Origin of the sequence: Psychrobacillus sp. OK028, from assembly GCF_900103605.1 — a bacterium.
Classification (GTDB): Bacteria; Bacillota; Bacilli; order Bacillales_A; family Planococcaceae; genus Psychrobacillus.
The window spans coordinates 275,613-297,630 of the sequence record NZ_FNHY01000004.1; the positions used below are offsets into that span (position 1 = coordinate 275,613).

The window sequence follows — 22,018 nt, forward strand, 5'->3', positions numbered from 1 at the left end:
CATCTTCCTCCTTCGTCTAGTTATTTGTAGTATCACCTTCGATTAAAGGATTACACCGAAAAAAGAATGATTAAATTTTGTAAAATTAAGTAATACACACTGACATTCCATAAAAAACGCACCGACTACAATAAATCGGCACGTTTTGTCTTCATTCCTGTTCCCTTTTTATTAAATAATCCATTAATCCCATCGCACTTACTGCTAAATCTAATTGGATTAATCTAAAGACATGATGATTTTCTGGAATACCTTGATTTCTCAAATGCTCTTTCACTAGCTTGCCTAGTCTAGTTGCTAACTCTTCGTGTCCCTTTTCCTCCGAGAACACAGCCTCTGCTTCTGAGATAAAAATATTTAACCACATCGATACTTGAGAAAGTGCTTCTTCGGGAGTATCCGTCATTCCAAAATGTCCATAATAAATATATTGGAGATCCATTGAAGCAAAAAGCACTATTGCTTTTTGCATAGCAGCTGGATTAAATTGATTTGGTGATGTGGATGGTAAGAAGAAATTTACGCCATCGGCTGCTAATTGTTCGTAGCGAACACCTACCGTATCACCTGTAAACACACCATTACTAATTGGATCATATATACTAAAATGATGATTAGCATGACCAGGAGTATCAAAAAACTTTAGGATACAAGTCTCCCCAATCTTTAATAAATCTCCATCATTTTTTATAATCATTCGCTCTGTTGGAATTGGAATAATAGGATCGAAAAATTCTTCAAACTTAGTCCCATAAACAGCTTTTGCACCAGCTCTCAGTCTTTCTGGCTCTGCCAAATGCCTTGCTCCTTTCGGATGAACAACCACTTGGGCATTTGGACACTCCTCTAATAGGAGACCTGCACCTCCTGCATGATCCAAATGAATATGTGTAACGATTATGTATTTTAATTGGTCTAGGGAGAATCCTAAAGCTTCTAGACCACTTTTCACATACTTTACAGACGGGCTTGGACCTGTTTCTACTATTGTAAGATACTCCTCATCAATGACATACGTGCCAGTACGTTCCGTCTCTCCCATATCAAATCCATCGATTAAATAAATTCGTTCATTAAGTTTTTTCGGATAACTGTTTCCCATTTTCCTTTCCCTCCATAGTTATATTTGAATATTGCGTAAATTACTCCATTTATTTATTTTACCATTGTTCTTCTGAATAACTAAGCAACTGCAATAATAAAAAAACCTACTGCTTAAATTGGCAGTAGGTTTGTCCATATCATTACTAACTAGTGTAACGTATTTAGTTTCTGTATATTTTGTTGCAGCTGCTCCTGAAGTGTACTTATAGGCTCCAAGTCCCCTCTGCTTTCTAATGCCATCGCTACGGATCGATTAGCTCGTTCAATCATATCCTCAGCATTTTGGATAGACCTTTCAGTAGGATTGGTTAAAGCTTGACCAACAGCGAGTGTAACATTATCCACAGAATTGTGTAATCGAGCAATAACATTATCTTCTTTCCAACTCACTTGAGTATGATCCATATTAAAGTCCCCCTTATCTATTGTTAGGATTACTATGGCAACTTAAGCCTATATTTATTCACTGGTGGATTAACATGGCAGTTAAATAATGACTCATATTCTTGTTGTATCAGGAAACACTATCTATAGAAAGAGCTTGAAAATAATGAGGAGGAAAAGTTATGCCCAAAACCAGACGCGGCCCTAATGATCGTTCGAATAGTGAAGAAAGACTTAAGAAAACAATTAGACATATGGAAGCTGCTGAAATAGCGAGAGAATATGCCCCAGCAAAAGACCTTGCGGGAATTGAAAAGAAAAATGAACAACGTGCAAAAAGCATAGAAGAACTGGAGAAAGAAATAAAGGCAGCAGATAATTTAGGATTAAAAGGATACCTATAACACTTTTAGCTAGCCAGATATGGGATATATCGGGGCTGGCTTTTTTAATTACATAAATTGAAACTATTTTTAACTTCTTTTCGTAGAGAAGTTGAGGTGATTGAATGAAAAAAATAATTGAAATAATTGGAATAATTTTTATAGGATTAAGTATTGTTATTGCTTATTTTAATTTAGAAAATTTTCCAGAGAATATCCTAACGTACATACTAATCATCTTGTTAGTCAGCTATCCACTCTATCTTTTGGGACATCGATTACGTAAAACTTTAATAATCTTCAAAGAGAGGGTTCTAAAGTGGTCTATCGCTTATGTGTTCGTAGCAATGTTCATTCCACTTCTATTTATCGCTTATACAAATTATGAAGAAATAAAATCAGCGACTTTTAATGATCACTTCATCCTATTTGAGTCTAGTTCCTCAGTAAATGGAGAAGGTATTTCTCTTGGTTTTATGTTGGCTCTAATATTATTTGTGTGGATACGTATATTTAGTACGGATATACGTCGGAAATGGATACCAAATTTATTAATATTAGTTTCACTAATTGCATTTTGCACCTCTTTGTATGTGTTATGGGAAGATTATAGAGGAATTGATGCAGACAGAGGTTTAATCACTAATAAATGGAACGCTGTAGAAGAATCTATTCCTTGGGAGAATGTCACTCGAATTTATATAGACCCTTATGTTCACTATGCTCGTTTAAGTAATAAAAATGACGAAACACATATTGCCTGGACAATGGTAATAGAATCTGATTCAAATGAGGACGTACTCTATAGGTTTCAAAATTTGTACGAACATGACCTTCACGTAGGCAATCAAGTTAAAGAAATTGCGCAGGATAATAATATCCCATTCCTAATTACTAATATGACAGAAGACGAACGGAAATGGTATGAGTTCGAATTGGAATTAGAGAACCTTCCTAAAGAGCCCTTCCATGAATTCTTTCAATTTAAATAAGTAAACCCTTTAAAACGAAAATAAACACGCTTTTTCAATCGATTACATAAATTGTAGAGATAGGAAAAGGAGGACTGTTTAGTCATGATTAACCTAGAACCAATTAATATTGAGGGATATACTTTTTTATCGATTTCTGTGGAGCTGCCTAAAACAAATTTACTCGTTGTTACTAATGACAAAGGGTATATAATGTGCGGCGCTCTAGATGTTGCATTACTTAATGAGAAATTGAAAGATCGAAAGGTCATTGCTGGAAGAGCTGTCGGAGTAAAAACAATTCACCAGCTTCTAGATGCTCCACTCGAATCTATTACCTATGAAGCAGAGGAACTCGGTATCACCAAAGGAATGATAGGAAGAGAAGCTCTATTAAAAATGATATAAAAATATATTTTAATTCCAAAGGCTACAGAACAACATACCGTTGTTCTGTAGCCTTTTGGCATGCCTAATTATTCCTAGATCCCCATCGTTTCCAGTAAAATTCACAATTACGTTACCAATTTTATTTAATTTGTTCATATCTTCATGAACGTTTTGTGAAGTCGCGTTTTATCATTTTGTATTTTCAATCCATGGTAATAAGATAGAGGCATACAGAGATGACTTCTGTCTATGACGTTAATACTTAAATATTTTAGGAAGGGGTAAAACGATGAAGTTAAAAATGAAATGGATTCTTTTAACGATGGTTATCACTATTTCCACCGTGTTAACCGGTTGTGAACCATTATTAGTTTTAGATCCGAAAGGCCCTCAAGCAAAAACACAAGCTGACGATATAATGTTATCTATTTGGCTGATGTTGGGCATAGTTGTTGTCGTTTTAGCTATATTAGTGTTTGTTCTATTAAAATACCGTGCTTCTAATCAACCAAAAGATTACGAGCCACCACATATTGAAGGAAACCATCTAGTTGAAGCAATTTGCGTAGGTATTCCTATTCTTATCGTTATCTTCCTATCTATCGTTTCTGTGAAAAGTAACTATGAAGTAGAAGCAACTCCCGCAGGCTATGAAGACCAAGAGCCTTTAATCATCTATGCTTCTTCATCTAACTGGAAATGGCATTTTAGTTATCCGGAGGAAAATATCGAAACAGTAAACTATTTATATATCCCTGAGGATCGCCCGATAGAATTTAAACTCTATTCCTATGGTCCAATCACAAGCTTCTGGATTCCACAGCTTGGCGGGCAAAAGTATGCAATGTCTGATATGATCACAACTTTGCATTTAGCGGCAGATCAGCCTGGCGAATTCATGGGTAGAAATGCTAACTTCAGTGGAGCTGGATTTGCTGAAAATACATTTGAGGTTACTGCAATGACACCTGCTGAGTATCAGGAGTGGGTGGAGGAAGTACATGAAACTGCTCCTCGTCTAACAGAAGAAAAGTTTGAAGAATTGATAGAGCCAGGACATCTTGGTCGCTCCACTTATACAGGTACACACTTAGAATTTGCTCCTCCGCCTGAACATGATCATGGTTCATCAGATACTGAAGTGGAAGAAGATTCACATTCAGAAGATCATGAAAAACACGATTCACAGGATACAAATGAGCACTCAAATCACTAATGCACGATAGCTACACACTATTGTTTTGAAAGGAGTTACAAGAAGTATGGATTTCTTTGATCGCTTTGCAGTACCACATCCAAGCTTTTTAATATATGCATCCATGGTTGGTATTGGACTAACTATGCTTGCGATTGTTGTAGGAATCACCTACTTTAAGAAATGGGGATATCTATGGCGTGAATGGATTACTACTGTTGACCATAAACGAATTGGTATCATGTATTTACTATCCGCATTACTAATGCTGTTCCGCGGTGGTGTAGATGGAATTATGATGCGTTATCAACTTTCTATGCCTGAAAATACATTTTTAGATTCACAACATTATAATGAGGTCTTCACTACTCACGGGGTAGTAATGATTCTATTTATGGCTATGCCGTTCATTATATTTTTCTTTAACTATCTTGTTCCACTACAAATTGGGGCACGAGATGTAGCATTTCCGCGTTTGAATGCGTTAAGTTTTTGGTTATTCTTTATGGGTATGGGATTATTTAATATCTCGTTTATAGTAGGTGGATCACCTGATGCAGGCTGGACCTCATACTTCCCACTAGCAGGTAATGAATTTAGTACGTCTGTTGGGACGAACTATTACATGATTGCTATTCAAATAGCTGGTATCGGTACTTTAATGACTGGTATTAACTTTATTACAACTATTTTAAAAATGAGAGCACCTGGCATGACGCTTATGAAAATGCCAATGTTCACTTGGTCTGCTTTCATCGCTAACGTTATCATTGTTTTTGCATTCCCTGTATTAACCGTATTATTAGCAATGGGAACAATGGATAGACTATTTGGAACAAACTTCTTTACTACCGATAATGGTGGTATGGATATGCTTTGGGCTAATCTGTTCTGGGTATGGGGACATCCGGAGGTATATATTTTGATATTACCTGCCTTTGGTCTTTACAGTGAAATCATTCCAACGTTTGCACGACGTAATCTGTACGGTTATACGTCAATGGTAGCATCAATGGTCATTATTTCTTTACTTTCATTCTTCGTATGGGCTCACCATTTCTTTACAATGGGGCAAGGTCCATTAGCAAATAGTATATTCTCTATTTCAACTATGGCGATTGCTGTTCCAACAGGTGTGAAAATATTTAACTGGCTATTCACCTTATGGAAAGGGAAAATTGAATTCACTACACCTATGCTTTATTCAGTGCTCTTCATACCACTGTTTACATTAGGTGGTGTAACTGGTGTAATGCTAGCGATGTCAGCAGCTGACTATCAGTATCATAATACGATGTTCCTAGTTGCTCACTTCCATAACGTAATTATTCCAGGTGTTGTTTATGCAATGCTTGCCGGTCTAACTTTCTATTGGCCAAAAATCTTTGGTTTCATGTTGAATGAAAGACTTGGTAAATGGACTGCATGGACACTTTCAATCGGCTTTGTATTAGCCTTTATACCAATGTATATCACTGGTTTAGACGGTCAGGCACGTCGTATGTATACGTACTCTGAATCTACTGGTTTTAGTTTATTGAACATGGTTTCATTTGTCGGTGCTGCAATTATGGCAATTGCCTTTGTTCTACTTGTCTATAACATTTACTATAGTATTCGATATTCTCCAAGAAATATCGGTAGTGACCCTTGGGATGCGCGTTCACTTGAATGGGCTACGCATACTCCAGTTCCAGAATATAACTTTGCGATTACACCACAGGTTGCTTCTACACAAGCATTCTGGGACTCAAAGAAAAATGGACATGAGTTATTTAAAGGCGATATAGAAAAAATTCATATGCCTAATAATAGTGGTTTGCCATTTATCATGAGTTGTATATTCTTCGTATTTGGCTTTGCTATGATCTTTAGTATATGGCCGTTAGCAATCATCACCTTAATCGGTATACTAGCTTGTATGACATACCGTTCATTTGAAAAAGACCATGGAAGATATATTTCTGTAGAAGAAATTAAAGAAACAGAAAAAAGATTGCGAGGTGCTAAAAATGAAGGTAGATAACTCGCTTCCACTTGAATACAGTACGGAAGAAAACAACCTGAAAATCCTAGGTTTTTGGATCTTCATTGGTGCTGAAATTATGCTTTTCGCAACACTTTTCACCGCATACTTTACATTAGTAAATCGTACCGGCAATGGACCAACTGGTGCTGAGATTTTTGAAATTACACCAGTTCTAATAGAAACTATTTTGCTTTTGACAAGTAGCTTTACCATTGGTCTTGGTATACATGCTATGCGTTTAAATAAGAAAAAAGCAACAATGGGATTCTTTATCGTCACATTGATATTAGGATTAGCTTTCCTAGGAGTAGAGATTTATGAGTTTACTCATTATGTACATGTTGGTGCAGGGCTTCAAGTTAGTGCATTTACTGCAGCTCTCTTAACAACTTTAGGAACGCATGGTTTGCACGTTACATTGGGACTATTCTGGGGATTCTTTATCCTACTACAAATTAAAAAACGTGGTTTAACTCCAGAAACAGCTAATAAGTCATTTATTTTCTCACTTTATTGGCATTTCCTAGATATTATTTGGATTTTCATCTTTAGCTTCATCTACTTGAAAGGAATGATGTAATATGAAAGAATTATTCCCTATTAAACAAGTAATGGGCTTTGCATTTTCCTTAGTTCTAACTGTAGTGGCACTATTAGTTTACTTTACTGACATGTCCTACACTGTGGGTATGACAGTGCTTCTAGTAACTGCTTTCGTTCAAGCAGGACTACAGGTAGTTGTATTTATGCATGCTGGAGAGACGAAGGATAAAGGTTCAATCTATCTTAATATCTACTATGCTCTACTCATTGCTTTAGTTACTATTTTCGGTACACTACTTGTGCTCGTTTGGGATATGTAATAAAAACGGAAGGAAATAAAGGAGGATCACGACTGTTGTCATGATCCTCCTTTTTTAATACAAAAAAGAGCGTATTTTAAACGCTCTCTTTTTTTAATTTACTAGAGTTTAAAAGCATTTCTTCAGAAGCGACTAGAATCATTCCGATTAGGAATATAAATACCGCTCCCATAACAACGCCTATTCCAACACCTATAGCTGTACTAAATTCACTGATTAATGCTCCGTATAAAAAGATAGCAATTCCTATTGTAAGTAAAGTAGCACCGACATATTTAGTAGCGTGCAACATTTTAGTGTAGTTCTCCATATTGTAACACCCCTTTATGCTTATATTATCCATCACGTTCACAAAGTTGTCAATTGTTTTTGTCTAATTTGTGAACTACTGGCAGTATAAGCAATACAAAAAGGATTACATCTCCTATCAAGATTAATTCAAATTTATTAACTTCAATTCTTTTCGATATCCCATAACAATCCGAACAAACATTAAAAGCCAAAATACACTCATTACCACTAGCAATAAACGAATGCCCCCCATGAAAGACCATTCAAAAAATGAATGCGCGAAGGCAATAATATTAACATATATAGACTGTGCCATTACTAATAGTAGAAAGACAGTCATTCCAATGTTCATCATAAAAGCCTTTTTAGCCGCTTTTTTTCTCTCTAGTTCATCATAGGAAAATGCAGGCTTCTCGTTCTCTTCCTCATAAGGCATACCCCAGATTGTATAATTCAACCATGTAATATTGGATGTATATTTTAACTCCCACCCAAAATCCTTGTGAAGCTGAAAGTAATTGGCATTAACTTTAGGTTCAAACGTAACCTCATAGGCAATGTTATTTTTATTCTTAGGGCGGAATGTAAAAATCGTCGCAAAAACGGATTCCAGTTCATAACCTTGTTTTACCATTTCATCGAGCCAAATTTTGGTTCGTAGTGGTTCATACATCCAACCAGGACGAAATCTACGAATTTTATTCGTTCCAGACTTTTTGATGACGTCAGTACCAAGTAATTGCTTTTCAAACCGACGATAAGCTTTAAACACAATAATGGTTAACGCCACTAGTCCTGCATATATAATAATAGGTACTAATAGTGGTCCAATTTGAAAAGTTTCATTAGTAATATTAATAATCATGCCAAACAAAAATATAAACGATAAATAGGAAGATAAGTAAAAGGCCGAGAGTAACAAATATAAGTAAGCATGCATTCGAGTACGGTTGAATAATTGATCCTTACTAGGAAAAACAGAAATATCCTTGTTCTCATTTGTAAGCACTTGCCACTTACCGGACACCGCTGCAGTTTTCCAATCAACAGAAACAAGCTTAGGAGCAATAGATTTTTCACCATAATGAATTCGTACTTTTCTTTCAATAATATCCCTTTTCTCAAAAGTAAAAACTCTTGAAAAACGGTTAAAACTTTTTAAATGAAAACCTTTTTCCATCAGATTCTCGAGCCATTTTTCAGTCGAATCGATTCGATAACTCCACAACCACCTCATCTTCTTCATCTGAATTCCTCCTCTAAACTTAATGCATTTTTGTGCAATTCTTTTAAACGTTCAATTTCTGCTTGCATTACATTTTTGCCAAGCTTAGTTATTTCATAAATGGTCTTACGCTTTTCATCAGAAAATACGATAATCATTCCATCGTTTTGCATTTTTGTTAAAGTCCCATAAATTGTTCCTGAACCGAGTTTTAATCTTCCGTTTGTTAATTCTTCCACACGTTTAATAATCCCGTAGCCGTGGGAAGGTTCAGTTAAAGAAAGCAGTATATAAAAGGCAGTTTCCGTCATCGGTATATATTTCTTGAGTATTTTATCCAACTTTCCACCTCCACTATGTCACGATATGACTATATCACGTCGCGACATATATGCGCAATATTTCTTTCAAAAGGTTAAATATATGTTTAATAATTTAATTACAAAAAAGAATTGCCCCAAATTGAGAACTTGGTAGCAATTCTTTTGACTAATCCGAAGAGATATCCTCTCCGTAAATGGAAACATTCTGTCTATCAGATATAAATTTTAATCCATCCCATTTAAGTACAGTTTGAACATACCCTAATCCATCAGCATGATACCTTCCTGCAATCTCTTGAAATGCCATCAGTTCATAGGTACCATCCCTAGCAAAATCAATAGGATACAACCCACTAACAGGGTCAACCCAGCCCTCTATCGGTTCCTTTAAGATTCCGTCTTCATCATAAATTTCCGATAAATACTCTTTTCCTTTATAAGTTATATCTATTACGTATTGCTTGCTTGGATTGGAGCTACGTACTTTAACTTTATAGTAGTTTTCATAATGGACTTGATATTTGGAGGCTTCATTAAAATCTTCTATGTTAAGTACTTGTTGCATGTTCCCCTCAGCATAGGAAAAGACAAATGCATAAATTGTACCTCCACTTCCTCCAGTATCAATAACAACTAGAATGTCATCTACTTGGTCACCTGTAAAATCACCAAGAAAAATGGTCGGATTATATCCAACATTTTGGTTCAGATGAATTCTCTCTAATGTATTTTCATGTTGATACAAAACATTTAAAGTGATGTTCTGCCAAAGTGGACTTCCTTCCATCTTTTCTCCAGTAAGATAAACAGTGTCCAAAAATCCATTCCCGGTCAAATCACCTCTGGAATAAACAATAATCTCATCATTGTTCGGACCATTATTTTGCATATGCTCTAACACTCGCCGCCTCATATTTAGTAAATACTCAAGTGAAGGGTATGGTTCACTGAATGACAAAGCCTTATCAATAGAGATCATAAACTGTTCCAAATCACCCGCCTTCTTCTGAGCCTCTGCTAAATAGTACCAATAATAAGAGAAATCATTGGATTGTAGTAGTCTTTCATAATAATCCTCTACTCTCTTAAAGTAATACGGATATACATCCTTAGCTAAAACTAGCTTATTTTCTTCGAAACGGTAAACATCTACTTTATACGCTTCTCCTGTATCATGAACCCATAAAGCGAGTTCATATTGACCATCAGGGCCGTAGAGACCAGGCATGTCTTCTACATCCAGTTTACTATAAGCTATATTGGATGTAGGCAAACGTATAATTCCACCCTCCACCCATTGTAATAAATCTAACACGGACCATTCACTACCTATTTGCCAGCCGACAATGAGTGTATTCACCCAATTAGTTGTAATCGGTGCCGCCATTAGGCTTGAAATGCCATATCCACTTCCTTTTATATGTATTAAAGGAAGCCACTGGTCATGAACTTTTTTTAGAATTACAAGGTAATTTTGGTCTTTATATTTGTATGCTCCGATTAATTCACTGATTTGATCATCATCGATATCAGCCAACAACACCGCTGGGTTATTAGGAAGTCCTGTTAATTCAAGGATGGATGCGGTTGGAGGTAGAAAATTCAATAGCACATTCACATAATCATTCACGTTTACACCCCTTTTAAACCATCATATGCTCCAATAAAATGAAACTTCCATCAAGGGGCTTTCTTCTTCGTCCCCCACTAATGAAAAAGTTGAACTCAGTCAAATATCGCCGCGTCGTGCTGCATGCCCGAGTGGCCAACACTCATTTTAGCCGCGGCCCTAAGGATGTGAGCCATATAGATGAAGCCACATGTTGTGGCGTTTTTCGTTTTGTTCTATGTCGGGGTATTACATTCTTTTAAACAGGGAAAAACATTCTATCTCTCTTCTTGAGTCAAAAAATACTTGTTATCGGATTATTTCCTTGATCATGTATCGTTTTCCAAGCAAAAAGATGCCAAAGAGGAAATTTTCCTCTCTAGCATCTTTATATTGAACTTATTCTGCTAAATCTTTGAGTGTCGTTTCTTCTTTTACTTCTGTAGCTCCTCCCGCGGGTGCAGGTACATTAATAAATAGTTTACCTGTAGCTTTTTGACGTGTTTCATTTGCAAATTCATCAACTACTTTTACTTCGATAACTGCTCCATTTGCAACAGTATCAGCAGGTACCGTCCAATACCCAACATAATGTCCTGCACCTTGTTCCATCATCGGTAGTTCTGTTGCATTGTTCACATTCCCTACATTTGTTAATGGCATATGGATAACAAATGAAGGTTTTAATCCTGGGTCACTATCAAATTCAATTTTGACGCTTCTACCTGTCGATAGATAAAGATCGCTTGCAGGTTTCAAGTTTGTAATTTCAGGTGCATTGTAATCTGCTATAACTGTGACTTTTTTGGATATACTATTACCAGCTTTATCACTAGCCTTCACTACAATTTCGTTGATTCCTTCATCTAAAAGAATTCGTTTAGAATATTTACCATTTGAAACGGTAGCAACTTCTCCATTCACACGAACAAAGTTTAGATTTTCATCTGCAATAGTCCCTTGAACCGTTACAGTTTCACGATTTGTTTTTTCTCCATTAACTGGGCTATCGATAGTTAGTGCTGGTTTTACTGTATCCAAGATAACTGTGACAGGCTCGGATTGACCTGTTACTCGGTCATTCAATACAGAAACTGCTACAAATTTATTGGACCCTTCTGTCAATTCAGTTTCAATAGAGAATTTACCGCTTTCGTCAACGACCACAGAGCCAGCATCTTCGCCATTTTGTTTTAGTTTAATTGTAGTTGTAGGCGAAGCTGTTCCTTCTACAGTAAACTGTGGTTCATTTGTTACTAAACCAGCCTCTGGCGAAGTAATAATTGGACCAACTACTTCATAACTAACACGAGCACGAATCATGTAATTCCCTTCTGCTGCTGGAGAAGGCGACCATGCTCCGGATACTCCTTGATAACTTCTTTTTGCGTTTACTCCGTTTTCATCCGTTGCAAGCCCAGGGGTATTTGGATTCGCAAAAGTTTGGCGATACACCATAAAGAAGTCACCATTCACACTAATATTGTGTTCCGTAAGGTCGACTACAGTCCATTGACCATTACGAAGGGCTGTTGCATCAATAGGACCGGCAAGTTTTTTACCAGGCGCTCCATCTGCACCAGTCGCATCCCAAACTTCTACTGCAAACGCTGTACCACCTGGGTTTGGCCATTCAGTATCCCAGAAACGGAAAACTCCATCCGTAACAATTCCATTCTCTTTGCCTTCCGGAAGTGACATTTTCACAGCCCAAGCGTTTCCTGCTGCATTGAAAGCACGTGCATTTTCTGCAGTTCCATCATCATACCCAATTTCTCCACCTGGATATGTGTAGAAAGGCTCTAGCGCAATATTTTGTGTAGTCGCATCTGCACCGATCGTGATGGAAACTTCTTGGCTATGATAGCCACGAGCGATTACTTTCAGTGTGTAGTCTCCCTCGTATGCAGTGAGAGAGTAGTTGCCAGTTGCGTCTGTTACTACAGGCATTACATTTGCATCTTCAACAAGGATAACGGTTGCTCCTTCAATTCCTTCTCCAGTCGATTGGTCTGAGATTACACCACTGACCGTATTTTCCTCAATTTCAATTAATGTGAAGTTAGCAGTTGTGGTCCCATCCGCTTCAATTGTTACAGATTTTTCTACAGACTCAAATCCGTAAGCTTCTGCTTTAGCTGTAAATGTTCCTGCACCATGCGTAAGTGAATACGTACCATCTGCTGGGTTTGAATAGACCGAGCGACCAGATTCTAAGACACTTACTTGAGCACCTAATGGTAAAAGTGTTGGGTTAACGATTGTGTCTACTACTGGAGGTGCTTCTTTTATTGGCATTACAGGTCTAATTGTTTTAGGATCAATTGCTTCTTTTAATGACTTTTTGTCTGTCTCTTTGTTTTTATCTTTGTTTTCCTTATTTCCGTTATTACCTTTTGACACTTTTTCAGTTTGGGAAATCTCGGCTAAACCAACATCATCTAGATACCAGCCATTTTTCACAACACTTCCATCTGAAAAAGCGTTAAATCCGATGTAAACACGTTGACCTGCATATGCTGACAAATCAACTTCTGCGTCGATCCATCCGTTAGATGTTCCTTGAACCTTTAAAAGTTGTGTCCACTCGACTTGATCTGTAGAGATAAACACATGACCATAATCCCACGCTCTTCCTGAAGAAGACTGTTCAAATTCATGCCATTGTTTGAATTGCAAGAATGAGTTTCCTTCTGTTAAATCTACTGGAGGCATAACGAGTGTCGCATTCATAGAACTTTCATAAGTTCCATCTAAATTAGTTGCATAAACTTTTTCACCTGATGCTGCACCTCCGGGACCCGATGTTGGAATGCCCCATTCCCAACTATTTTTCGCTCCAAAAGAAGTCCAACCAACTGGTGTGTTTTCAAAGTCTTCTGAATAACCCACGGATATACCTGGATTCACTTGAATTACATACTCTTCACTTACTACTTCATTGTTACCAAAATCATTAATCGTCCATTTGTACGTAAAGGTTTCTCCAGTGATAAGTCCTCCTGGAATAACTACAGTAAATTCACCATCTTTGTAATCTCCAGACGTGCGTCCAGCTTCAATCATTTGCCATGCACCATCTGCATCTTTATAGTTCAGGTTAACTGAAGAAACACTGATATTATCAGTAACTGAGATCGTCAAAGGTAATTCCATTCCTGCATACGTTTCCCTTGGAGCAGTATGTTCAAATACAGGGGCCATATTGTCATCGCCTTGTTTTGAAACTTGCCCTTTTAATGTTCCAAGACCTGTGATAATCGATGACACTGCTTCATAAGCATCTATTAATCCATAGCCATACCCATGATTCGGAACTGTTGTATACACCGAATCTGTTAATGGATTTGCGGTATTGAGAAGAATCTCTTCCATCTCTTCTACTGTTAGGTCAGCATTCACTTGTCTAAGCAATGCTGCAACACCTGATACAGCTGGACCAGACATCGATGTACCATTCCATCCACCTTCATAGGTGCCTCCAGGTACTGATGAACGAATATTAACTCCGGGTGCTGAAATATCAGGTTTAATTTCCGCATATGGAGAAGGTCCTCTTAATGAGAAACTCGCTACAGCGTTATTGATATCCGTTGCACCTGTTGCAAATGCCTCAGGATAGTTTGCTGGTGCTGCTACAGAGCCTGCTCCACCAGGATTGGAAAGAGTAGTATTACCCGCAGAGAATTCTGGGAAAATTTCTGCTGCACGCCAGTTAATTACTACATCACGGTACCATTCATCAAGTCCTGGACCGCCGCCCCATGAGTTATTCACTACATCTGGCGCCATATCCACTCGTGCATTGCCTGCTGCATCTGTGGGAGCTAAAATCCATTCAGCTGCTTCTAACAAGTCAATATCTGATCCTCCGCTTGCAGTAAAAGCTTTAACAGCAATATATTTTGCACCTGGAGCTACCCCGACTTGGTTCGCACCATTAGGTTCACTTCCAACCATTGTTCCTGTTACATGTGTTCCATGCCCTTGGTCGTCATATGGTGTAGCCCGTCCCGCTGTTGCATCAAACCAGTTATAGTCATGAGAAACTGTTCCACTAGCCTTATTATAGCCACGGTATTTTTCCTTTAGAGCCGGATGATCCCATTGAACACCTGTATCGATACTTGCTACAACTGTGCCCGCACCATCAATCCCCATATCCCATACATCCGGAGCTTTGACACGTTCCACATTCCATTCAACATTTGCAGTTTCTGCTTTTGGCACGACTGCATTTTCTGTTTTTGTAGTGAATAATTGACGAGTTTCATTTGGTAAAATCTTTTCTACCTCGGGGAATGTAGCCAACTTTTCTGCAATTTCCTGCGTTGCTGTAACAGACATTCCATTTACTATATAGTACGATTCAACATCCTTCGCATTCCCTTTCGCCACTTCTTGCTCTAGAAACTCTTTGACGGTTTGCTGAGATTCTAAGGAAGTAGATTTCAGTTCTGATACAACTGCAGAACGTTGGATAAGCTTAGCATTATGAGAAGACAAATTTGCCTTTTCAGCATTTTCCCTAGCTAACTCAGCTACTTGTAAAGAATCTGCTTTCTCTTTGAATTTTATTAGAAATGTGACTTGATTATCACTTTTGAAACTTTCCATTAATCGATTATTTAGCTTGTCCTTAGCAGAAATAGAATTAGAGTTTGAATCCCTGAATGATTGGTGAAGTTTGTTTGCTGTTTCCGCACTAACAACGTTTGGTGCAACAAGTGAAAACGTCATCAGTACACTAGCTACGACACTAAGAACTTTAGTTTGACTTTTTTTCTTCCTCAACTTCATTCCTCCCTGAATTTTACTAAGATTTTTTTACCAATTGAACTTACAAAAGACCATAAAAAAACACCTTCTCCTCCTTCCCAATAAATCTTGGTAAATAGAATCAATGGTGACAATCTAAATTTCTCTTGGTGTATCTACAACAATAAAGGAAACAAGTTCTAATTACTGTCGAACGATGTCGTCAATTATCCGAATTTTCCAAATTAATAACAATCAACTATTTTTAATATTTTTTTCATAGGTTAATAGTAACTGCTTTCAAAATTATACTATAAGAAAAAAATCCGTAGAATCGTTGGTACGGATATGAATAGGGCAAATAATAACTTTTTGTTATTTCGACGTATTTTTAATATTTTTTAAATAAATAATTAATTCTACCCAATTTCATAAAGCTGGTCTATACTTAAAAAATTTTCAACTTTTCTAAATAGTTCTTCTTAACTATTAAAAGTCATTTGTAAATAGACAGTAACGCCATGTTTTCTATCATTTTAATTAAAAATAGAATTATTTTGCATCAAAAATAATAGAAAGTATTTTTATACTATAAGCTCTAATAATATCCCCACCTTTAGAACCACTCCTTTCAAACTGTCGAATAATACAGAACTCATTTCGACATGTACGTTAGCTAAAAAGTTGAAAGATTTAACTGTTCGAAGATAACTGTTATGGTTAAAATGAATAATTAACGAAGGAGTTTTGTGTATGCAAAAGTTACAATTTGAAGCTTCATGGGAACAGGCTATTGCTATCAAGGATAGAGAGCTAATAACCGATATTTTTCAAAATAGTAAAGTGGGAGATGGGCAAAGTATTCGATTGGAGCCCATTTGGGAAGCGATGAATTATAAAGGAGAGATTTTGATTACTGTCTTGATCCATAACTTTACCGATACGGAACTGACTTTTCAAAATCAAAAACTTACCTATATAGAAAAGGAATCAATTATTGCAGAGCATATATTTACTGTTCCAAAACTAATTATTAAACCAATATCAAGTACACCTTGGACATTTATCTTTCCGATTGAAAGTTTAATAAGGAAAGAAATTTGTGGGAATGGACAGTTAGAAATGGAAACAAAACATCTATAAAGATATAAATTCAAGTAAAATAGAAAATACGCCTAACGAAAATGATATTCCGTTAGGCGTTGTGTTTTTAAAGCTCAGATTTAATTAATTCTTTATCTTTTCTACCATGTAGTAAATAGTAAAGTGGAATACAAAGAATAATTACTAAAACCATAGCAACAAAGATTGCACGGTACCCAGTCTCTGGTACGATAAAGCCTAGAACGTAAGGTCCTATACCTAAACCGATATCAAATAAAATAAAATAGGTTGCAGTAGCTAAACCAAAACGATGGGGCTCTGTCACTTTAACTGCAATCGTTTGTGCGATTGAATTAAAGTTACCGTAACCAAATCCTATAAATGCTGCTGCAAGAAGTAACATCCATCCTACCGTAGCTTGGCTAAAGAACAACATGCCGATTGCAAATATAACTATGCAAGGGTAAACAATAATATTCGCCCCTCGAGTATCCATTAATTTGCCTGTAAATGGACGGGAGAAAATAATTACAATTGCATAAACTAAGAAGAAATAACTAGCTGCACCAACTAGATTAATGGACTCCGCATAAAAGGACAAAAATGTCATAACGCCAGAATAACTAAAGCCGATAATCAATGCAATAAAAGAAATAGGTACTGCCTTCGGTTCGATAAATTGAGAAAAAATCGAGCTTTTTTCTTCTTTATTCTCTGGCTGTTTAAAAGGAGGTAATTTTAGTTTTACAGCTGCAAAGAATAATATACAAACGACGGACAAAACTAGGTTTATCGTGAACATGATATTAAATCCATCATCCATTTTTAATAATAGAATCCCGATAAATGGACCAACAGCAGTTGCTAATATAGCACTTAAGCTAAAGTAGCCAATCCCCTCTCCTTTACGAGCACTTGGTAATATATGAGCAACAATCGTGCCCGTTGCAGTACCAATAATACCAACGGCAATCCCTTGTGCTAATCGATTAGCCAATAGTAGAGGAATACTATTCGCCAAGAAGTACAGTGCCGATGTAGTAGCAAAGAAAGCTAAACCAATCCATAAAATTTTAATAGGTCCTTTTTGACCGATGAAACGTCCAGCACCAAGTCGCCCTAACAATGAACCAATTATAAAAATACTTGATACTAAGCCCGCCGTACTAGTAGTGGCCCCAAATTCTAATTTTGCATAAGATGCGATTGTTACCATTAACAAAAAGAATATTAATGTTGCAAAGAAGTTTATAGTTGAAACGATTATAAATTCCTTTGTCCAAAGTTTTTCCTTGTTCATCACCTACCACTACTTTCTAATATTTTGTTGTAATTTGTCTAGAACCTTTTCCACTATCTCACATTCTTCTTCTGTAACACCTTCTAAAAGAGAAGATTGGAAAGAATGAACTGCCTTTTTCAATTGCTTATATTTGACTATGCCTTCCTCTGTTAAATGCATTACTTTTTTGCGCTTATCTGTTCCGTGAAGTACGTATATCAAACGTTGATCTATTAGTTTCTGTGCAAGTACTGTGACAGAAGGCTTCTCAACACTCCAATATAAAGCAATTTCTGAATTTGTTGCAGGACCAACTTCATATATATATCTGATTAATCCCCACTGGGCTTCTGACATATGATAAGGGCTTAACACTTGCTGTAAATTATTCGCATAAGGTCGATGAAAAATTTTAAATTTAGCAAACATCGAATACATATTAGTACCCTCCAAGTTTCAAATTAGTTAGTTAACCTAATTAATTAAAAAGCATTTGACTTGTTTTGTAAAGGAACTTTAATCACAATTACTTTTACTGGAACTGTTCACTTTTTTAGACCTTGCGACAAACTCAAAAAAACACCCTCACCTTTTCTGGCAAGAGTGCTCTATAAAGGGCATCAAATATCGCCCTAATACTACCTCATAGTTTTATTTGAAAGTTTGCTGGTACCATTGTTTTGCAGCTTCCACTTCTGCCATTGTAAGCTGGTGTCCAGTATTTACCCATTGAACAGCAACCTTAGCATTAGCATCTTCTAATAGTTGTTGAAGATCTACTGATTCTCGTTGAGGACAAATCGGATCATTTGTTCCTGCAGCGATAAACACTTCGGTTCCTGTTAAATCTGGAAGAATCATGCCTCGTCTAGGTACCATCGGATGATGTAAAATCGCACCCTTGAGTGCATCTTTAAAATGGAATAGTAGGCTCGCTGCAATATTTGCTCCATTGGAATAACCAATAGCTAAAATGTTTTGTCGATCAAATTCATACTTTGATGAAGCTTCATCTAAAAAAGCATTAAGCTCGTTTGTACGGAATATTAAATCCTCTTCATCGAATATACCTTCCGCTAAACGTTTAAAAAAACGGGGCATCCCATTTTCTAATACATTACCTCGTACACTGAGAACAGATGCTTCTGGATCTACTATATCGGCCAAAGATAGTAAATCATGCTCGTTACCACCTGTACCATGTAAAAGTAATAGAACTGGTTTGTCATTATTTGTTCCTTGCTTAAAAATATGTTGCATTGTAATTATTCTCTCCTTTCCAAAGGGCACGTGCTCCTTATTTAGGTCTATCTATTGAAAAAATTTCACCGATTTTTGCGTAGCTTGTGCCAGCTAAACGGCTGACAGCATTTAAGCCCCTTGGATCAATACGTCCCTTTTCATAAATTGCATCATCGACATGAAATGTTACAATTTCTCCGATGAACAAATCACTTCCAGGTCCATCCCCACCTAAAGGAATGGCTTGCACAAGTTTGCACTCCATTCGAAATTTCGATTCCTTTATACCAGGAACAGAAATGTTTGTACTAGGTACAAGTGTCAGATTTGCTAATTCGATTTCACTTTGTTCTGGAGGTAATGAAGCAGCTGTTTCATTGATTTTCGCTACATTCTCATCATCTACAATATGCACAACAAATTGTTCGTTATCATAAATATTACGTGCTGTATCTTTTAGCTTATTTGGTCTCTGAATAGAAACAGAAACCATCGGCGGATTAGATGAAACAATATTGAAATAGCTAAATGGAGCGCCATTAACAACTCCCTCGGAAGATTGTGTTGTCACAAAAGCAATAGGTCTTGGAATTATCGACCCAATTAAAAGTTTATAATTATCTCGCTCACTATTTTGTTTAGGATCAATCGATATCAATATGTTCAGCCCCTCTGTTAGTCGATTGGAAGCACTTGGATTGGAATAAGTGAATTCACTAATTGGTCACGGTGATTTTCATATTGTATAGGTAACATTAGCTGTTGACCCATTGTTTCCTGTGACTCATCATGCGCAAATCCTGGAGGGTCTGTTGCAATTTCAAATAATATTTCTCCTGATTCACGGAAGTACAATGCATTAAAGTAATTACGATCTTTAATTTCTGTTACATGTTGCCCAAGATTTTGAGTATGCTGTTGCCATTCACGATGATCTGTATCATCCTGCGCACGCCATGCAATATGGTGAACCGTGCCAACACCCATCCCGCCACGTTCTCCTGTTACCATTTTCAAATCGATTGTGTTTCCTATATCCGCTGGAGTTTTATAGCGTGTATAATCGCCTTCGGTACCAACTAATTCAAGTCCCATTACTTCTGTTAAAGTATTAGCAGTTTCTTCTGGTCGGCTTGAATATAGTACTGCACCACCAAATCCTTTAATCGCAACTTCTGGTGTCACTCCACCAAATGTCCAGTCGTTTTGTTCACCCTCCGCACGTTCAACTAGTTCCAAATGTAAGCCATGTGGATCATCCAATTGAATCACTTGCTCTCCAAAACGCTCTGCTTTTTTAAATGGAATCGCTAATGTGGCAAAACGATTTACCCAAAAACTCAATGCCCCTGTTGGTACTACATAAGTTGTAACACCGACTTGACCGTCTCCGATTTTTCCAGGATAAGCATTTGCCCAAGGGAAGAAGGTAATTATTGTACCTGGTTTCCCTCCTCCGTTTCCGAAGTATAGATGGTATGTGCCTGGATCATCGAAGTTCACTGTTTGTTTAACTAAACGTAAACCTAATACTCCTGCATAAAAATCAATATTTTCCTGTGGATGACCTACGATTGCTGTAATATGATGAATACCTGCTGTTTGTTTTTTCATTATTACTTTCTCCTCAACAAGCAAAATTTCTCAAACTCTGTTTTTAATCGATTGGTTCTAATTTCGCTTCAATTTCTGCTCGTTTACCCTCTAAAAAAGGTGGCAAATCTAACTTCTTACCCAGAGATTCAATAGTAGAATCCACTGTAAAACCTGGTCCGTCTGTCGCTAACTCAAATAATATTCCATTTTCTTCTCTAAAATAGAGGCTCTCAAAATAATAGCGATCTGTAATTTTCATTACATTAAAACCGAAGTCTTTGATACGTTGCTGCCACTCACGGAGTTCTTCCCCATTTTTAACACGGATAGCTAAGTGATGTATACTGCCTTTGCCCGGTTTTTCATTTGGACCGTCCTTCTCTACAATGACAATTTCACCAAACGCCTGCCCCTTTACTGATTGGAAGATAGCTTCGTCTTCATTACGTAAAATAAGTTCATAACCAAACAAGTTTTCTAATGTATTTGCTATGCTTTCAAGTGATTGAACCGTTATTTCCACGGCTCCCATACCAAGAATACGATGTTCTTCTAAAACGATTGAATCAGCCCAGGGCTGCCAGTAATCTGGTACTTCATCCCCATTATTATTAAGAAGGACCATTCTTAATCCTTCGCAATCTTCGAAGTAAAGCGCATCACGTCCTGCATAGGTAGTGATTTCCCCGTGCTTTACATCTAGTAATTCAAATCTATTCTTCCAATATAGTAAACTATCATAGGACGGAACAAGTAGTCCTATGCGAGTAATAGCATTCGTCCCTCTTTTTGTAGTTCCTACCATAGGTATTTCAAAAAATGATAGCTCTGTTCCAGCACTTCCTGTTAAATCTCCATAGAATAGATGATACATACTTGGATCATCTTGATTGACGGTTTTTTTTACTCTACGTAGCCCAAGTATGTTTTGATAAAACTGATTATTTTGTTGGCCTTTTTTCGTAATCATGGAAATATGATGATGGCCAGCTATCTTATTCATATTATTTCCTCCCATAGTCGTTTTAAATTCTGAGCGAAACGTTCAATATACTTGATAGCGTTTTGTTCAAAATTTAATCTTATAAATCACAAAATGCACATGCACTCATGCACATTTTGTAATTTAAGAGTTAAGTGTCAAATTCTTATTTACGTACTGTATTTAATGCATTTGTCCAAGGAATAACTTGGTCTAGCATTTGGTTCACTGAATCTGCTTGAACTGCAGCTGGTTTGAAGTCTGTACCGTTTTCGAAGTCTGTGAAT

The 22,018-nt window shown here is 36.9% G+C and carries 21 protein-coding genes and 1 pseudogene; 8 read left to right on the forward strand and 14 right to left on the reverse strand.

Annotated features, from left to right (window positions below):
- Nucleotides 1-151: 151 nt before the first annotated feature.
- Both BLR36_RS09515 and BLR36_RS09520 read right to left on the reverse strand, forming a co-directional pair.
- Nucleotides 152-1,102, reverse strand: a complete 951-nt coding sequence (locus BLR36_RS09515) for an MBL fold metallo-hydrolase (RefSeq protein ID WP_093061511.1) — start codon at nt 1,100-1,102, stop codon at nt 152-154.
- Between the two features lie 149 nt (nt 1,103-1,251).
- Nucleotides 1,252-1,509, reverse strand: a complete 258-nt coding sequence (locus tag BLR36_RS09520; protein ID WP_093061512.1) for a hypothetical protein — start codon at nt 1,507-1,509, stop codon at nt 1,252-1,254.
- A gap of 161 nt (nt 1,510-1,670) precedes the next feature.
- Here BLR36_RS09520 and BLR36_RS09525 point away from each other — a divergent pair, with 161 nt between their 5' ends.
- The 7 genes from BLR36_RS09525 (at nt 1,671) to qoxD (ending at nt 7,319) form a co-directional block, all read left to right on the forward strand.
- Complete coding sequence (locus tag BLR36_RS09525) at nt 1,671-1,892, forward strand: hypothetical protein (protein ID WP_093061513.1); 222 nt, start codon at nt 1,671-1,673, stop codon at nt 1,890-1,892.
- 104 nt (nt 1,893-1,996) lie between these two features.
- Complete coding sequence (locus BLR36_RS09530; protein WP_093061514.1) at nt 1,997-2,863, forward strand: hypothetical protein; 867 nt, start codon at nt 1,997-1,999, stop codon at nt 2,861-2,863.
- An 84-nt stretch (nt 2,864-2,947) separates the two neighbouring features.
- Complete coding sequence (locus BLR36_RS09535) at nt 2,948-3,250, forward strand: YunC family protein (protein ID WP_093061515.1); 303 nt, start codon at nt 2,948-2,950, stop codon at nt 3,248-3,250.
- A gap of 271 nt (nt 3,251-3,521) precedes the next feature.
- Entirely contained in the window at nt 3,522-4,448 is a 927-nt protein-coding gene (gene qoxA / locus BLR36_RS09540; RefSeq protein WP_093061516.1) for a cytochrome aa3 quinol oxidase subunit II, read from the forward strand.
- A gap of 46 nt (nt 4,449-4,494) precedes the next feature.
- Entirely contained in the window at nt 4,495-6,453 is a 1,959-nt protein-coding gene (qoxB, locus tag BLR36_RS09545; RefSeq protein WP_093061517.1) for a cytochrome aa3 quinol oxidase subunit I, read from the forward strand.
- On the forward strand, nt 6,440-7,036 hold the full coding sequence (gene qoxC / locus BLR36_RS09550; protein WP_093061518.1) for a cytochrome aa3 quinol oxidase subunit III: 597 nt from the start codon (nt 6,440-6,442) through the stop codon (nt 7,034-7,036). Before qoxB ends, qoxC begins: the two co-directional genes overlap by 14 nt.
- Nucleotide 7,037: 1 nt before the next feature.
- A complete protein-coding gene (qoxD, locus tag BLR36_RS09555) occupies nt 7,038-7,319 on the forward strand; it encodes a cytochrome aa3 quinol oxidase subunit IV (protein ID WP_093061519.1) in 282 nt (93 codons plus the stop codon).
- Between the two features lie 76 nt (nt 7,320-7,395).
- Here the strand turns inward: qoxD and BLR36_RS09560 are convergent, their stop codons facing one another.
- The 5 genes from BLR36_RS09560 to BLR36_RS09580 form a co-directional block, all read right to left on the reverse strand.
- Nucleotides 7,396-7,629 carry a hypothetical protein gene (locus BLR36_RS09560; protein WP_093061520.1) on the reverse strand — a complete coding sequence of 78 codons (234 nt, stop codon included), beginning with the start codon at nt 7,627-7,629 and terminating at the stop codon, nt 7,396-7,398.
- Between the two features lie 123 nt (nt 7,630-7,752).
- Complete coding sequence (locus BLR36_RS09565; protein ID WP_093061521.1) at nt 7,753-8,856, reverse strand: DUF2812 domain-containing protein; 1,104 nt, start codon at nt 8,854-8,856, stop codon at nt 7,753-7,755.
- The gene (locus tag BLR36_RS09570; protein ID WP_093061543.1) at nt 8,853-9,146 is read right to left on the reverse strand and encodes a PadR family transcriptional regulator; all 294 of its coding nucleotides are present in this window, start codon (nt 9,144-9,146) and stop codon (nt 8,853-8,855) included. Before BLR36_RS09570 ends, BLR36_RS09565 begins: the two co-directional genes overlap by 4 nt.
- 178 nt (nt 9,147-9,324) lie before the next feature.
- The gene (locus BLR36_RS18810; RefSeq protein WP_175454031.1) at nt 9,325-10,788 is read right to left on the reverse strand and encodes a hypothetical protein; all 1,464 of its coding nucleotides are present in this window, start codon (nt 10,786-10,788) and stop codon (nt 9,325-9,327) included.
- A 378-nt stretch (nt 10,789-11,166) separates the two neighbouring features.
- The gene (locus tag BLR36_RS09580; protein WP_093061522.1) at nt 11,167-15,567 is read right to left on the reverse strand and encodes a S8 family peptidase; all 4,401 of its coding nucleotides are present in this window, start codon (nt 15,565-15,567) and stop codon (nt 11,167-11,169) included.
- A 711-nt stretch (nt 15,568-16,278) separates the two neighbouring features.
- Here BLR36_RS09580 and BLR36_RS09585 point away from each other — a divergent pair.
- Entirely contained in the window at nt 16,279-16,668 is a 390-nt protein-coding gene (locus BLR36_RS09585) for an SLAP domain-containing protein (RefSeq protein ID WP_093061523.1), read from the forward strand.
- Between the two features lie 67 nt (nt 16,669-16,735).
- Here the strand turns inward: BLR36_RS09585 and BLR36_RS09590 are convergent, their stop codons facing one another.
- The 7 genes and pseudogenes from BLR36_RS09590 to BLR36_RS19035 all read right to left on the reverse strand — a co-directional run.
- Nucleotides 16,736-17,929: an MFS transporter gene (locus tag BLR36_RS09590; RefSeq protein ID WP_093061524.1), complete on the reverse strand. Its 1,194-nt coding sequence runs from the start codon at nt 17,927-17,929 to the stop codon at nt 16,736-16,738.
- Nucleotides 17,930-17,938: 9 nt separating this feature from the next.
- Nucleotides 17,939-18,349, reverse strand: coding sequence for a MarR family winged helix-turn-helix transcriptional regulator (locus BLR36_RS09595; protein WP_093061525.1), 411 nt, complete (start codon nt 18,347-18,349; stop codon nt 17,939-17,941).
- A gap of 213 nt (nt 18,350-18,562) precedes the next feature.
- Entirely contained in the window at nt 18,563-19,171 is a 609-nt protein-coding gene (locus BLR36_RS09600) for an alpha/beta hydrolase (RefSeq protein ID WP_093061526.1), read from the reverse strand.
- Nucleotides 19,172-19,208: 37 nt separating this feature from the next.
- Entirely contained in the window at nt 19,209-19,811 is a 603-nt protein-coding gene (locus tag BLR36_RS09605) for a flavin reductase family protein (RefSeq protein ID WP_093061527.1), read from the reverse strand.
- Between the two features lie 17 nt (nt 19,812-19,828).
- The gene (locus BLR36_RS09610) at nt 19,829-20,767 is read right to left on the reverse strand and encodes a ring-cleaving dioxygenase (RefSeq protein WP_093061528.1); all 939 of its coding nucleotides are present in this window, start codon (nt 20,765-20,767) and stop codon (nt 19,829-19,831) included.
- 43 nt (nt 20,768-20,810) lie between these two features.
- Nucleotides 20,811-21,752 (reverse strand): ring-cleaving dioxygenase, encoded by a 942-nt coding sequence (locus BLR36_RS09615; RefSeq protein WP_093061529.1) that lies wholly within the window; start codon nt 21,750-21,752, stop codon nt 20,811-20,813.
- Nucleotides 21,753-21,897: 145 nt separating this feature from the next.
- Nucleotides 21,898-22,018 (reverse strand): annotated as a pseudogene (locus tag BLR36_RS19035) (NADPH-dependent oxidoreductase); the annotation flags it as partial.